Origin of the sequence: Mesorhizobium sp. M0077, from assembly GCF_040322955.1 — a bacterium.
Lineage (GTDB): Bacteria > Pseudomonadota > Alphaproteobacteria > Rhizobiales > Rhizobiaceae > Mesorhizobium.
The window spans coordinates 246,426-260,950 of record NZ_JAMYUL010000005.1; the positions used below are offsets into that span (position 1 = coordinate 246,426).

The window sequence follows — 14,525 nt, forward strand, 5'->3', positions numbered from 1 at the left end:
GTGGCTGCCATGCCGATCATCTCCCCGATTCTCCTCAATCCCCTGATCGACGGCCGCCAGTCGGAACGCGCCATGCTGGTGCGGCGTGGCGTGCAGCGGCTGCTTATGCAAATGGGCATGCATGGGCTGCCCGAACTGTCGCTGGCCACCGGGCGGCGCGCCGACCTTGTGGCGCTGACCAGGCAGGGCGACATCTGGATCATCGAGGTCAAATCCTCGATCGAGGATTTCCGCGTCGACCGCAAATGGCCTGACTACCGGCTGCACTCCGACCGCTTCTTCTTCGCCACGCATCCCGGCGTGCCCTCGGATATTTTTCCGGAGGAATGCGGCTTCATCCTGTCCGACGGCTACGGCGCCGAGATTTTGCGCGAGGCGCCCGAGCACCGCATGGCCGCAGCAACGCGCAAGGCGCTGATGCTGCGCATTGCACGGGCGGGTGCGGCGCGGCTGCTGGCGGCGGAGCTGGCGGGTGTGGCGGTGCCGGCGCTGGCGGGAGAGAGCGAGTAGACGAAGCTCAAGTTCCTCGCCCCGCTTTGCGGGGGCGAGGAACCCAAGAACACCTACTCCACCTCCTCCTCCACTCCTGCGGCCGGCGCCATCAGCAACACGGCGGCACCCAGCAGCGCTGCAACGAAGGACCCCGCCAGGATGCCGACCTTGACGGCGTCCTGCAGCGCCATGTCGTTGGCGAAGGCAAGCAGGCCGATGAACAGGCTCATGGTGAAGCCGATGCCGCAGAGCAGCGAAATGCCGACCATGTGCAGCCAGCCGGCATTGACCGGCAGGTCGGCGAAACCGAGCCGGATGGCAAGCGCGGACGAGCCGAAGACGCCGACCAGCTTCCCCAGCACCAGGCCAGCGGCAACGCCGAGCGTCAGCGGCTCGACCAGGGCAGAGGCGCTGAGGCCGGCCAGCGACACGCCGGCATTGGCAAAGCCGAAAATCGGGATGACGAAGAAGGGCACGATCTTGTGCAGGCCGTGTTCGAGCCGGTGCAACGGCGAATGGTCGAGATCGTGGCCGCTGCCGGCAGAGATTTTCAGCGGAATGGTGAGCGCCAGCGCGACGCCGGCCAGCGTCGCATGCACACCCGATTTCAGCACGAGCACCCACAGCACGGCGCCGAGCACTAGGTAGGGCGTCAGCCTCGTCACCCGCATGCGGTTGAGCATGATGAGCACCGCGATGACGGCGAAGGCCGCACCGAGATAGGCCAGCGACAGGCCGCTTGTGTAGAAGATGGCGATGATGATGACGGCGCCGAGATCGTCGATGATGGCGAGCGCGGTGAGAAAGATCTTGAGCGACGCCGGCACGCGGTTGCCGAGCAGCGACAGTACGCCGAGCGCAAAGGCGATGTCGGTGGCGGTCGGGATCGCCCAGCCGGAGAGCGCGGCGGCGTTGTTGCGGTTGATGGCGACATAGACGAGTGCGGGAACCAGCATGCCGCCGGCGGCGGCGACGCCCGGCAGCACGCGGCGCGGCCAGGTCGAGAGCTGACCGTCGAGCATCTCGCGCTTGATCTCGAGGCCGACCAGCAGGAAGAACACCGCCATCAGCCCATCATTGATCCAGTGCGACACGCTGAGCGGGCCGAGATAGGCGTGGAGAGCGGCGAAATAGGTTTCGGCCAATGGTGAATTGGCGACGATCAGCGCAAGGGCTGCCGCAACCATCAGGATGATGCCGCCCGCCGCCTCGCCATCGAGGAATTCGCGAAGGATGGATTTCGGCTGCTTGTCGCGCATCTGTGCTCCGTTGCCGGGTTTTCCGGCGGCGTTATTGCCGATGATGGGCAAAGGTCGATGGCACGGCAAGCGCAACTGTTTCCAGCGTTGGCGCCGCCCCTCATTGTCCTGCCGGACGTTCGTCATTCGAAAAGCCAAGCAGTTGGCTTTTCGTCCGCTTCGCGGACCATTCCTCAACTCCCCGCATAGCGACGGGGAGAAAGAGGCAGCTACAGCCTCGCCGTCGTCTCCTGCAACGCCGGCGATTGGCGAAACCGGCGATGAGAGCGCCCCTCTCCCCCGTCTCTATACGGGGAGAGGATGCCGGCAGGCAGGTGAGGGGCAGCGCTGAGGTTCGGCAATTGGCGGCCGGCGCCGCCGGCGCGTGAACCTCAGCGTGGTGCGCGCTTGGCGAGTATCCGCTGCAGCGTGCGGCGATGCATGTTGAGCCGGCGCGCGGTTTCCGACACGTTGCGGTCGCACATTTCGTAGACGCGCTGGATGTGTTCCCAGCGCACCCGGTCGGCCGACATCGGGTTTTCCGGCGGTGCGGCGCGTTCGCCGGCGGTGCGGGTGAGCGCTGCAAACACGTCGTCGGCGTCAGCCGGCTTCGACAGATAGTCGATGGCGCCGAGCTTCACCGCGGTCACCGCGGTGGCGATGTTGCCGTAGCCGGTGAGGATGACGGTGCGGGCATCGTCGCGCTTCTCGCGGATGGCGGCGACGACGTCGAGGCCGTTGCCGTCGCCGAGCCGCATGTCGACCACCGCATAGGCCGGCGGGTGGGCGCGCGCCTTGGCCACTGCCTCCTCGACGCTCTCGGCCGTCTCGACCACGAAACCCCTGGTTTCCATGGCGCGGGCCAGCCGCGTCAGGAACGGCTTGTCGTCGTCGACGATGAGCAGCGAGGTGTCCTCGCCTTCGACCATTGCGCCAATTGCTTCTTCGCCAGTCATTATCTCAAAAAATCCTGCTGCCTTAATTTTACGCAGATACAGTTCCTGAACGCCATTGTCCAATTTTGCCGCCTCCGCCAAGGCTTTTACGCGGTGTCGAACATCGAGATCCCCACCGATTCCGGGTTGAGGAAGACGGTGCGGGGCCACGATATCTGCACGATGGCGCCCTCGCCCAGCCCGCTCGAATTGCGGAAATCGAGCGTGGCGCCGGAGCGTTCGAGCAAGGTCTTGGCAATGAAGAGCCCGAGTCCAAGGCCACCGCCGGCCTCGTTGCCCTGGCGTGTCGACATATAGGGCTCGCCGATGCGATCGATGATTTCGGGGGGAAAGCCCGGCCCGTCATCGATGATCGAGAAGGTGACGTCGAGTTCGTCCCAGCTCCATCGCACCGTCACACTGTTGCGGGCGAAGTCGACGGCGTTCTCGACCAGATTGCCGAGGCCGTAGATGACCCCGGGGTTGCGTCGTCCCACCGGTTCGGGGCCGACGCGCTCGCCCGGCCGAAGCTTGATCGAGATGCCGAAATCGCGGTGCGGCGCCGTCACCTCCTCGACCAGCGAGGTCAGCGGCAGACGCGACAGATGCGCCTCGCCCTCGGAGGACAGGCTGGTCAGCCGCTTCAGGATCTCGCGGCAGCGCTCGCTCTGCGACCGCAACAGCTTCACATCCTCACCATATTTAAGATCGTTGCCCAGCGCCTTCTCCATTTCCTTGGAGACAAGGGCGATGGTGGCGAGCGGCGTGCCGAGTTCGTGCGCGGCGGCGGCGGCAAGCCCATCCAGAGCCGACAGATGCTGCTCGCGCTGCAACACCAGTTCGGTGGCGGCAAGCGCATTGGCGAGCAGGCGGGCTTCCTCGGCGACGCGGAAGGCATAGATGGCGGTGAAGGCGATCGAGGAAAACACCGCCATCCATATGCCGGCGACATAGATGAACGGCATGGGCAGCGGCGCGCCCTCATACCATGGCAGCGGCTGGTGGAAGAAGACCAGCAACGTGGCCGCCGCCATGACCAGCGCGCCGAGCACCGCAGTCAGCCGGAGCGGCAGCGACGCCGCCGAGATGACGACGGGCACGGTCATCAGCACCGAGAACGGGTTGGTGAGGCCGCCGGTCAAATAGAGCAGGCCGGCAAGCTGCAGGCTGTCGAAGGTCAGGATGAAAAAGGCTGAGAACGGGGTCAGCCGGTGCGCTGCCGGATAGCGGAAGGTCAGCACCAGGTTAAGCCAGGCCGAGCAGGCGACCAGCGCGAAGCAGAGGCTGACCGGCAGCGGGAATTTGAGCCCATAGGCGACGACCAGCACCGCCAGGCTCTGGCCCACGATGGCCAGCCAGCGCAGCCGGATCAGCGTGTTGAGGCGCAGCCGCTGGCTTTGCTGGAAGTCTGGCGCGTGCACGATGTTGATCATGGCCAAGGATTATAGCCGGGAAAGGACGAGCGCTAGGTCCCTCGCGGTTTGGCGCGGGCGGTGGCCGCAGCGAGCAGCGGATTTTCCGGCCAGACATGGCGGGGATAGCGGCCGCGCATGTCGGTGCGCACATCGGCCCAGGAGCCGCGCCAGAAGCCGGGCAGGTCGCGCGTCGTCTGGATTGGCCGGTGCGCCGGCGACAACAGCTCGAGCGTCAGCGGCACGGTGCCGTTGGCGATTGCCGGATGGCGGTCAAGGCCGAACAGTTCCTGCACGCGGATGGCCAGCACCGGCCATTCGCCGTCATAGCGGATCGGCGCATGGCTGCCGGACGGCGCGTCGAAATGGGTCGGCGCCAGTGTGCCGATCTTGCGCTGCAAATCATGCGGCACCAGCGCCATCAGGCCCGACGACAGCGTGCCGGGGTCGATGGCGGCGAAGGACGCCTTGCCCGACAGGAACGGCAGCAGCCAGTCGTCGAGGCGTTCGAGCAGGGCGGCTTCCGAAACATCGGGCCAGGGCGCGCCGAGGCCGCGATGCAGCCAGCCTAGGCGCTGGCGCAGCGTCTCGCCGTCCTTGCCCCATTCCAGCAGCGACAGGCCGTGCTCGCGCAAGGCATCCAGGATGGCGCGGTCGGCGTCTGTTCCAGTTGGTGCGGGCAGCATGCGCTCCGACAAAGTGATGGCGCCGAGCCTGGCGGTCTCGCGCACGCGCACCGCGCGCCGCTCGCGGTCGAAGCTTGTCTCGCGGCGCGTCTCGATCCTGTCGGCGAGAGCGGCACGGATGTCGGTCTCGTGGACCGCGGCCGCGGCGGTTATACGAGCGTTTTGCGCCTTGCCTTGCAGATCGGCGACGACCAGCCAGGTCTCGCCGGCCAGCGGATCGGCGGCGTCGACCATTGCACCGGAGCCATTGGCCAGCACAAAACGGCCGCGCTCACCGCGCGCTTTTGCGACACGGTCCGGCCAGGCGTGAATGAGGAGAACGCCGGCGCCTGCCGGCGCTTCGCCTTTGCCGCCGCCCGCCTGTTTCGCCAGCCGCTCAGCCAGTTGCCTTGCCGCAACGGCGCGTGGCGATTTCTCAGTGCGAAAGCGCATCAGCCGCCGTTCGAGGTCGGCGCCGTCACCGCCGAGACCACGCTCGGTGAGCAGGACGGCTAGCATCGCAGCCTCGAGCGCGTGGCCGCCGCCAGCGGCTTCAGCGACCATGTGTGCGAGCCGCACGGGCAGGGCCAGCTTGCGCATCTCGCCGCCCGCCTCCGTCAGCCGGCCAGCCGCATCGATGGCGTGCAGCGCCAGGAGCAGGGCCCGCGCCTCGTTGAGCGCGGGAATGGGCGGCGGATCGAGGAAGGACAGGCTTGCGGGATCGGCGACGCCGAAGGCGGCGCAATCGAGCAGTAGGCCGGACAGGTCGGCTTCCAGAATCTCGGGTGGGGTGAAGGCGGGAAGGGCCGCCGTCTGCTCGGCCCGCCACAGGCGGATGGCGACGCCTGGCTGTGTACGCCCGGCGCGGCCGGCGCGCTGGTCGGCGGACGCCCTGGAGACACGCACCGTCTCCAGCCGCGTCAGGCCGCTCGCCGGTTCGTATCGTGGCAGCCGCGACAGGCCGGAATCGATGACGACGCGCACGCCGTCGATGGTGATCGAGGTCTCGGCGATCGACGTCGCCAGCACCACCTTGCGGCGGCCGGGCGGCGCCGGTTTGATGGCGGCATCCTGCGCCCTGTTGTCGAGCTGGCCGTAGAGCGGCACGATGTCGGTGTCGGCGCCGAGCCGGCCCTGCAGCCGCTCGGCGGTGCGCTCGATCTCGCGCTGTCCCGGCAGGAAGGCGAGCACGCTGCCGCTCTCCTCGGCAAGGGTGGAGCGGATAGCCTTGGCCATGGTGTCTTCGACGGGAACGCCGGCCGGCCGTTCGTCGTAACGGATGTCGACGGGAAAGGCGCGGCCTTGACTTTCGATCACTGGCGCGCCGGACAGGAGTTTCGCGACGCGCGCGCCATCGAGCGTTGCCGACATCACCAGCAGCCGCAAATCCGGCCGCAGCGCGCCCTGCACGTCGAGCGCCAGCGCCAGGCCGAAATCGCCGTCGAGCGAGCGCTCGTGGAATTCGTCGAAAATCACCGCCGAGACGCCGGGCAGCTCGGGATCGTCTAGGATCATGCGCGCCAGGACGCCTTCGGTGACGACCAGGATTTTTGTCCGGGCCGATGTGCGGTTTTCCATGCGCATGGCATAGCCGACAGTGGCGCCGGGCTCTTCATCAAGCAATTCGGCCATGCGGCGGGCGGCGGCGCGGGCGGCGAGGCGGCGCGGTTCGAGCAGGACGATCTTGCCGGCGACCAGCCAGGGCGCATCGAGCAGCGCCAGCGGCACCAGCGTCGTCTTGCCGGCGCCGGGCGGCGCCACCAGGACGGCGCTGTTGCCGGAGCCGAGCGCCTCGCTCAGGGCCGGCAGCACGGCGGATACCGGAAGCTCCGGCAAGGATCTCGTCGTCATTGCGTCCGCATATCAGCGGTCACTATGGCCATGCAACCGGATCAAAGCCTCGTGCGCGCAAACGGGTTCCAGCGCACCGTGCCCAGCCGGACCTCCTCGCGCACCATGGTGAGCAGGCCAGACGCGCCAACGACGGCCAAGCCGACCAGCGATATCCAGTCCGGATACTCCTGGAAGAACAACGCGCCGAGGATCACCGCCCAGACGATCTGCGAATAATGCGTCGGCGCGATGCGGTTGGCCGGTGCGTATTTGGCGGCCAGCAGCTGCAGCAATTGGCCGCCGGCGGTAAAGGCGCCGCCCAGCACCAGCCACAGCAGCTGCATGGCGTTGGGGAGGGTGAACGATGTGGCGATGGTGCCGGCCCCGTTGAACAGCAGCCCGTAACCGATGAGCACGCCGAGCATGGTGGTGCGCTTTTCCTGCTGGGCGAGCGACCGCATCAGGATGACGCTGGCCGCGGCAAGGAAGGCCACCGTGAAGGCGGCAAGGTGTCCGAGATGCAACTCGCGAAAACCTGGCCTTACCACCAGCATGACACCTGCAAAGCCGGCAACCACCGCTAGCCAGCGCCATGGACCGACCTTTTCTTTCAGGATGACGGTCGAGAGAATGGTAACGCAAAGCGGCGCCAGGAAGATCAGTGCATAGGTCTCGGCCAGCGGAATGGTGGTGAAGGCGTAGACGCTGAGCACGCCCGAGGCGATGCCGGCCCAGGCGCGGGCCTGCACCGCCCATGGCCGCCCGGTGCGCCAGAAGTCGCGCCAGCGCTCATCGACTGGGCGGCTGAAAAACAGGAAGCAGCCGGCAAACAGCGTGATGAAGAAGCCGATCTCGAAGACGGTGAACTGTCCGCCAAGGCTCTTGATAACGGCATCGCTGCACGAATAGCTTGCATAGGCGATGAGGGCGAGCAGGATTCCGTTCGTCACGTTTTTCCATTTCCGGGGAGAGTGCAGTGAAGGTATTGGCGCTCGGCGCGCATCCCGACGACATCGAGATATTCATGTTCGGTACGCTGGCTGCCTATGCCACGCAAGGCGCAGAACTGACTTTTGCCGTGGCCACGGATGGCGCCAGGGGCGGCATGGGCGACCCGAGCGTTTTGGCTCGTGTCCGCCGCGACGAGGCGGCGGCCGCTGCGGCGCTGCTCGGCGCAACCCTTCGCTTTCTCGACTTTCCCGACGGCGAACTGGTGGCTGATGCGGCACTGATCGCTTCGCTGAAAGCGCTGATACGCGAGACCGCGGCGGATCTGGTTATCACGCATGCCCCCAACGACTATCACGCCGACCATCGTGCTTTGTCGGACGGCGTGCGCATCGCGGCCTCGTTCGGCGTCCCCGTGCTGCATGCCGACACGATGGGCGGCACCGGCTTTGCGCCGACGCATTACGTCGACATTTCCGCCTACGGCGATATCAAGACGCAGGCGATCCGAGCGCACCAGTCGCAGTGGCCGGAGCAATATGTCGACAGAGCGCGCGTCCAGAATGAGTTTCGCGCCGGGCAATGCAACAGCATTCCCGGCTCCCTGGCCGAGGCCTTCCGATTCGAGCCGACATTTCCCTTCGCCGACATCCGCGCGCTGCTGCCGCCCGCGCCCCCTGTTCGGCCGGTGACGCCGCAGACGAAAATTATAGGCGACCCCGGCTAAGCAACTTCCGGGCGAGCCGTCCGGCAATCATTTCCCAACGATTTCAATCGCCGTTTCGCCATGTTGCGGCGCAGCGACGAATTCGCTTGCCTTGTTTAGTAAAAATTGCATCACTAAACAAATTACTAAACATCTGCGGCGCACCGCGCCGCCCTGGCGACGCATAGCGCGCCGTGTTTAGCCCCTCGGAGGAGCGAGGGTTGAGGGGTTCTTGAAACGGCCATCCGGGCGCGTTTCGCAAATGGGAGGAAGGCATGAAATCGAGCTTGAAACTGGCGTTGGGGCTGGCCTCGGCGATTACCGCGTCGACAGCCGTCTCGAACGCGGCGCACGCTGAAGACCTGACGCTTTGCTGGGCCGCCTGGGATCCGGCAAACGCGCTGGTCGAACTGTCCAAGGACTTTACCAAGGAAACCGGCATCGGCATGAAATTCGAATTCGTGCCGTGGACCAACTATGCCGACCGCTTCCTCAACGAGCTCAACTCGCACGGCAAACTTTGCGACCTGATCATCGGCGACAGCCAGTGGATCGGCGGCTCGGCCGAGAACGGCCACTACGTCAAGCTGAACGACTTCTTCGACAAGGAGAAGATCAGCATGGACGACTTCGTGCCGGCAACCGTCGTCGGCTATTCCGAATGGCCGAAGAACACGCCGAACTACTGGGCGCTGCCGGCCATGGGCGACGTCGTCGGCTGGACCTACCGCAAGGACTGGTTCTCCAAGCCGGAACTGCAGAAGGAATTCAAGGAAAAGTATGGTTGGGACCTCGGCCCACCGACCACCTTCGACCAGCTGAAGCAGGTCGCCGAATTCTTCCAGAAGCGCGAGATCGACGGCAAGACCGTCTATGGCGCTTCGATCTACACCGAGCGTGGCTCGGAAGGCATCACCATGGGCGCCATGGACGTGCTCTACAGCTACGGCTTCCAGTATGAAAACCCCAAGAAGCCCTACGAGATGGAAGGCTTCGTCAATTCGCCAGACGCGGTCAAAGGCCTGGAGTTCTACAAGTCGCTCTACGATTGCTGCACGCCTCCGGGTGCCTCGAACAGCTATATGGGCGAAGGCGTCGACGCCTTCAAATCCGGTCAGGTGGCCATGCACATGAACTTCGCCTTCACCTGGCCCGGCCTGCAGAAGGACGAGAATGTCGGCGGCGACAAGATCGGCTACTTCGTCAATCCGAAGGGTCCCGGTGGCGCCCAGTTTGCGCAGCTTGGCGGCCAGGGCATTTCGGTGGTGTCCTATTCAGACAAGCAGGAATCGGCGCTGAAATTCATCAAGTGGTTCGCCAACAAGGATGTGCAGGCCAAATGGTGGTCGCTCGGCGGCTATTCCTGCCTGAACGCGGTTGTCAAGGACCCGGCCTTCCCGTCCAGCCAGCCTTATGCGCAGACCTTCCTCGACTCGATGGCGATCGTGAAGGACTTCTGGGCCGAGCCGAGCTACGCACCGCTGCTGCAGGCGTCGCAGAAGCGCTTCCACGACTATGTCGTTGCCGGCCAGGGTTCGGCCAAGGACGCGCTTGACGGCCTGGTCAAGGACTGGACGCAAGTGTTCCAGGACGACGGCAAGATGTAACCGGACCAACGGCTCCTCCCGAGCCTGACCCCAGAGGCGGATGATTTTCAGGCCGAATCGATCAGAAATCATCCGCCTCAGGGCTAAAAAGAGAGAGAGCATGATGTCGTCCGAAAACCGCTTCACACTTTTCGGCATCATGCTCTTGGTCCCGTGCTGCCCTTGGCACGGGACGCAGTTCAGATAAATTCCAGTGTCGAGACTTGACGTGACCGAAGCAGGACTCACCATGCTCAATCGGACTGCGGAGAACGTTGCCCGGGCGACCCCGGAGCCGTTGGCCCGCAAGGTCCGGGGGATCAGCGACAAGGGCCTCGCCTGGCTGTTCATCTCGCCGACGATCCTGTTGCTCTTGGCCATCAACATCTTCCCGCTGTTCTGGGCGATCTACCTGTCCTTCACCAACTTCCGCGCGAACCGCCCGAACGAGGTGGTGAAAAACCTCGGCTTCGCCAACTACCAGCGCATCCTCGGCGACCAGGACATCTGGATCGCCATGCAGACGACGGCGCATTTCGTGTTCTGGACGATCCTGCTGCAGACGCTGATCGGTTTCACGCTGGCATGGCTGATCGACAGGAAGTTTCGCGGCCACGCCTTCTGGACGACCATCATCCTGGTGCCGATGATGCTGTCGCCGGCGGTGGTCGGCAATTTCTGGCGTTTCCTCTACGAGCCGCAGATCGGCCTGTTCGCCTACGCCATCTCGTTCGTCACCCGGATACCACCGACCGACATCCAGATGCTGTCCAACGTGTCGCTGGCGCCGTGGTCGATCATCATCGTCGACACCTGGATGTGGACGCCCTATGTCATGCTGATCTGTCTCGCCGGCCTGCGCTCCATCCCCGAATACATCTATGAAGCCGCCGAGGTCGACCGCGCGTCCAACTGGCGGCAGTTCTGGTCGATCACGCTGCCCATGGCGCTGCCCTTCATCATGCTGGCGGTCCTGTTTCGCGGCATCGAGAACTTCAAGATGTTCGACATGGTCAACCTGCTGACCGGTGGCGGGCCGGGCTCGACCACCGAGGTCGCCTCGATCACGCTGAAGCGGCAGGCCTTCGAGAGCTGGCGCACCGGATATTCCTCGGCCTTCGCCATCATCCTGTTCGTCGCGGTGTTTGGGCTGGCCAACATCTACGTCAAGGCGCTGAACAAGGTGAAGCAGAGATGAGCCTGACCACCGCCCACTCCGTCGTCGCCCCCTCGGCCAATTCGAAGCGGATCGCCGGCACGATCATCGTGCTCTACGCGCTGATCTCGATCGTGCCGCTGCTGTGGATCTTCGCCACCAGCTTCAAGACGCCGCCGGATTCGATCGCCTATCCGCCCAAGATTCTGTTCCAGCCGAGCATCGAGGGCTATTGCAACCTGTTCACGACGCGCACCAGGCAAACGCCCGACTACATCAACTCGCTCGGACCCGCGACCGGTTTCTGCGACGAGACCTCGCGCAAGCGCAACATGGTGATTGCCGGCCCGTCCAATTTCCTGCCGCGCTTCGTCAATTCGCTGATAATCGCCTTCGGCTCGACCTTCTGCGCGGTCTTCCTCGGCACGCTCTCGGCCTACGGTTTCTCGCGCTTCAAGGTGCCGCTGGCCGACGACCTTCTGTTCTTCATCCTGTCGACGCGCTTCATGCCGCCGATCGCGGTCGCGATTCCCATCTACCTGATGTACCGCGAGCTCGGCCTGTCCGACACCGCGCTGGGCATGATCCTGCTCTACACGGCGGTAAACGTGTCGCTGGCGGTGTGGCTGCTGAAAGGCTTCATCGACGAGATCCCGCGCGAGTATGAGGAAGCGGCGATGATCGACGGCTACACCAGGCTGCAGGCCTTCTGGCGCACCGTGCTGCCGCAAGCCACCACCGGCATCGCCGCGACCGCCATCTTCTGCCTGATCTTCGCCTGGAACGAATATGCCTTCGCGGCACTGCTCACCTCCGGCACGGCGCAAACCGCACCGCCCTTCATCCCGACTATCATCGGCGAAGGCGGCCAGGACTGGCCGGCGGTGGCGGCCGGCACGACGATCTTCCTGGTGCCGATCCTGGTCTTCACCATCCTGCTTCGCAAACAATTGCTGCGCGGCATCACCTTCGGCGCGGTACGCAAATGATTGGTGTGTCAAGTCGACCCCCACTCCGTCGAGCGTCGCTCGACACCTCTCCCCCGATCGACGGGGTAGAGGAAGGACGCGAACTTCATTCAGGCAGGCTGCCTTCCTCTCCCTCCGGAGGGGGGAGAGGTGGCGCTGCGAAGCAGCGACGGAGTGGGGGAACCACCTGGCAACCGTCTCGCCCCGTTGCCGGGCAGAAGGAAGGCAGCTACGCATGACGCGCCCAGCCATCTCCAAAAAGTCATCCTGGCCTCGCTGGGCCCGGCGCGGCCTGATGGAAAACATCGCCACGACGCTGATCGCCATTGGATTCCTGATGCTGTTCCAGCCCTTCGCGCTGGCGCTCTACACCTACTCCTTCATCACCATGCTCGCCGGCACGGTGATGTTCATCATCGTCTCGAAGTTCCCGGAATAATCATGGCCGAAATCCGCGTCCAACATTTGAGAAAGGCCTTCGGCGATTTCGTCGCGGTGCAGGATTCCAGCTTCGTCGTCGAAGATGGTGAGTTCTTCGTCATGCTTGGTCCCTCGGGCTGCGGCAAGACGACGACGCTGCGCATGGTCGCCGGCCTCGAATTGCCGACCGGCGGCCAGATCCTGCTCGGCGGCGAGGACGTCACCATGCGCCGGGCGCGCGAACGCGACATCGCCTTCGTCTTCCAGCTGTTCGCGCTCTATCCGCATATGAACGTGCGCAAGAACATCGGCTTCCCGCTTCTCGCGCAAGGCATGCCCTCGGCCGAGATTCGAAGCCGTGTCGAGGAAACGGCGAAGCTGCTGCGCATCGACCATCTGCTCAACAAATCGGTCTCGGGCCTTGCCGGCGGTGACCGCCAGCGCGTGGCGCTCGGTCGCGCCATCGTGCGACGGCCAAAATGCTTCCTGATGGACGAGCCGCTCGGCACGCTCGACACCGAATTCCGCGATCTGATGGTGCATGAGCTGCGCGAGCTGCACAACCGCATCCACGCCACCACCGTCTATGTCACGCACGACCAGATGGAAGCGATGTCGATGGCCGACAAGATCGCCGTCATGAACCATGGCGTCATCGAACAGTTCGGCAGCCCGCGCGAAATCTACGACCGCCCGGCAACCATGTTCGTCGCCGACTTCATCGGCTCGCCGCCGATGAATTTCCTGGGCTTCGGTGGCGGGCTGGCGAAGGGGGCGAAGGAAATCGTCGTCCAGGGCGCCAAGGTGGCGGTGCCGGAAGTGCGCGAGGAAATTGCGCCCGCCGACATGGCGCTCGGCATCCGTCCCGAGCACATCCGTTTCGACGATGCGTCGAAACTGCGCGGCACCATCTACGGCACCGAATATCTCGGCACGACGCAGATCGTGGCGGTGGAGACGGCGGACGGCATCATCAAGGCGCGGGTGCCGGCCGAAATCCGGCTCGCTGCCGGCGATCATGTCGGGCTAACGTTGAACAGCGCGCGGCTGTCGCTGTTCGACAAGGGCTCGGGTCGGGCGGTGCGCACCGCGATCCACGATACCGCCTCTCAAGGGAGAGCGCAGCATGGCTGACGTGCACATCAAGGGCGTGACCAAAAGCTTCGGCGACCATGTCGCCGTCAATGGCCTCGACCTTAACATCGCCGATGGCGAATTCGTCGTGCTGCTCGGCCCGACCGGCGCCGGCAAGACGACGACGCTGAGATTGATCGCCGGACTGGAGCGGCCGGATGGCGGCAGGATCGATATTGGCGGCCACGATGCGACGACGCTGTCGCCGGCCGAGCGCGACACCGCTTTCGTCTTCCAGCAATATTCGCTCTACCCGCATCTGTCGGTCTACGACAACCTCGCCTTCCCGCTGCGCTCGCCGGCGCGGAAAGTACCGGAGGACCAGATTCGCCGCCGCGTCGAAGAGGTGGCAAAGATGGTGCGCATCCACCACAAGCTCGCCAACCGCTCGACCAAGCTTTCGGGTGGCGAAATGCAGCGCGTCGCCATTGGGCGCGCGCTGGTGCGCAAGCCGTCGATCTATCTGATGGACGAACCGCTGTCGTCGCTCGACGCCAAATTGCGCGCCGATCTCAGGCTCGAACTCAAGCGCATCCAAGCCGAGCTCGGCGCCACCATGCTCTATGTCACGCACGACCAGATCGAGGCGATGACCATGGCGGACCGCATCGGCATCCTCAACAATGGCGTGCTGGTGCAGATCGGCACGCCGCGCACCATCTATTCCGAGCCGGCAAACCTTCATGTCGCCGCACGGCTCGGCCAGCCGGCGATCAATCTGCTGCCAGCGGGACTGCTGCCTGATGGTGGGGCGCCGACCGGAACCAAGACCATCGGCGCGCGCACCGAGCATCTGTCGATCGAGAAGACCGCAAACGGCCATGCCGACGGCGTCGTCGACTGGGTCGAACATCTCGGGGACCAGAACCATCTGCATGTTACGGTCGGCCCGAAGAAACTGGTGACGCTCACCGACCCCGATACGGATCTGGCCGAGGGCGACAAAGTGGTGATCCGCTACCGCTCGCCACTTTATTTCGGCGCCGACGGACAAAGACTGATGTGAGGTTTTCGGTGTCTCGCCAAGGGCAC

13 protein-coding genes are annotated in these 14,525 nt (G+C 64.7%); 8 read left to right on the forward strand and 5 right to left on the reverse strand.

What is annotated here, in order from left to right; translation table 11 throughout:
* The first annotated feature begins 9 nt into the window (after positions 1–9).
* The gene (locus NKJ57_RS13295; protein ID WP_352511038.1) at positions 10–510 is read left to right on the forward strand and encodes an MmcB family DNA repair protein; all 501 of its coding nucleotides are present in this window, start codon (positions 10–12) and stop codon (positions 508–510) included.
* A gap of 53 nt (positions 511–563) precedes the next feature.
* Here NKJ57_RS13295 and nhaA read toward each other — a convergent pair whose 3' ends face one another.
* The 5 genes from nhaA to NKJ57_RS13320 all read right to left on the reverse strand — a co-directional run bounded on the left by nhaA (position 564) and on the right by NKJ57_RS13320 (position 7,525).
* A complete protein-coding gene (gene nhaA, locus NKJ57_RS13300) occupies positions 564–1,751 on the reverse strand; it encodes a Na+/H+ antiporter NhaA (protein WP_352511039.1) in 1,188 nt (395 codons plus the stop codon).
* A gap of 371 nt (positions 1,752–2,122) precedes the next feature.
* On the reverse strand, positions 2,123–2,686 hold the full coding sequence (locus NKJ57_RS13305) for an ActR/PrrA/RegA family redox response regulator transcription factor (protein WP_023672848.1): 564 nt from the start codon (positions 2,684–2,686) through the stop codon (positions 2,123–2,125).
* Between the two features lie 86 nt (positions 2,687–2,772).
* Complete coding sequence (locus tag NKJ57_RS13310; RefSeq protein ID WP_023703121.1) at positions 2,773–4,098, reverse strand: ActS/PrrB/RegB family redox-sensitive histidine kinase; 1,326 nt, start codon at positions 4,096–4,098, stop codon at positions 2,773–2,775.
* A 32-nt stretch (positions 4,099–4,130) separates the two neighbouring features.
* Positions 4,131–6,593: an ATP-dependent helicase HrpB gene (gene hrpB, locus NKJ57_RS13315; RefSeq protein ID WP_352511041.1), complete on the reverse strand. Its 2,463-nt coding sequence runs from the start codon at positions 6,591–6,593 to the stop codon at positions 4,131–4,133.
* 41 nt (positions 6,594–6,634) lie between these two features.
* Complete coding sequence (locus tag NKJ57_RS13320) at positions 6,635–7,525, reverse strand: DMT family transporter (RefSeq protein ID WP_023694178.1); 891 nt, start codon at positions 7,523–7,525, stop codon at positions 6,635–6,637.
* A 26-nt stretch (positions 7,526–7,551) separates the two neighbouring features.
* Between NKJ57_RS13320 and NKJ57_RS13325 the strand changes: the two genes are divergently transcribed.
* The 7 genes from NKJ57_RS13325 (at position 7,552) to NKJ57_RS13355 (ending at position 14,499) form a co-directional block, all read left to right on the forward strand.
* Complete coding sequence (locus tag NKJ57_RS13325) at positions 7,552–8,250, forward strand: PIG-L deacetylase family protein (protein WP_023696984.1); 699 nt, start codon at positions 7,552–7,554, stop codon at positions 8,248–8,250.
* Between the two features lie 254 nt (positions 8,251–8,504).
* Positions 8,505–9,836, forward strand: coding sequence for an ABC transporter substrate-binding protein (locus NKJ57_RS13330; RefSeq protein ID WP_352511043.1), 1,332 nt, complete (start codon positions 8,505–8,507; stop codon positions 9,834–9,836).
* Positions 9,837–10,065: 229 nt separating this feature from the next.
* Positions 10,066–11,013: a carbohydrate ABC transporter permease gene (locus NKJ57_RS13335; protein ID WP_031198535.1), complete on the forward strand. Its 948-nt coding sequence runs from the start codon at positions 10,066–10,068 to the stop codon at positions 11,011–11,013.
* The gene (locus tag NKJ57_RS13340; RefSeq protein ID WP_023694180.1) at positions 11,010–11,960 is read left to right on the forward strand and encodes a carbohydrate ABC transporter permease; all 951 of its coding nucleotides are present in this window, start codon (positions 11,010–11,012) and stop codon (positions 11,958–11,960) included. Before NKJ57_RS13335 ends, NKJ57_RS13340 begins: the two co-directional genes overlap by 4 nt.
* Positions 11,961–12,174: 214 nt before the next feature.
* On the forward strand, positions 12,175–12,378 hold the full coding sequence (locus NKJ57_RS13345) for a hypothetical protein (protein ID WP_023668776.1): 204 nt from the start codon (positions 12,175–12,177) through the stop codon (positions 12,376–12,378).
* Between the two features lie 2 nt (positions 12,379–12,380).
* Entirely contained in the window at positions 12,381–13,493 is a 1,113-nt protein-coding gene (locus NKJ57_RS13350; RefSeq protein ID WP_023707800.1) for an ABC transporter ATP-binding protein, read from the forward strand.
* Positions 13,486–14,499, forward strand: coding sequence for an ABC transporter ATP-binding protein (locus NKJ57_RS13355; protein WP_352511045.1), 1,014 nt, complete (start codon positions 13,486–13,488; stop codon positions 14,497–14,499). Before NKJ57_RS13350 ends, NKJ57_RS13355 begins: the two co-directional genes overlap by 8 nt.
* The last annotated feature ends 26 nt before the right edge of the window (positions 14,500–14,525 follow it).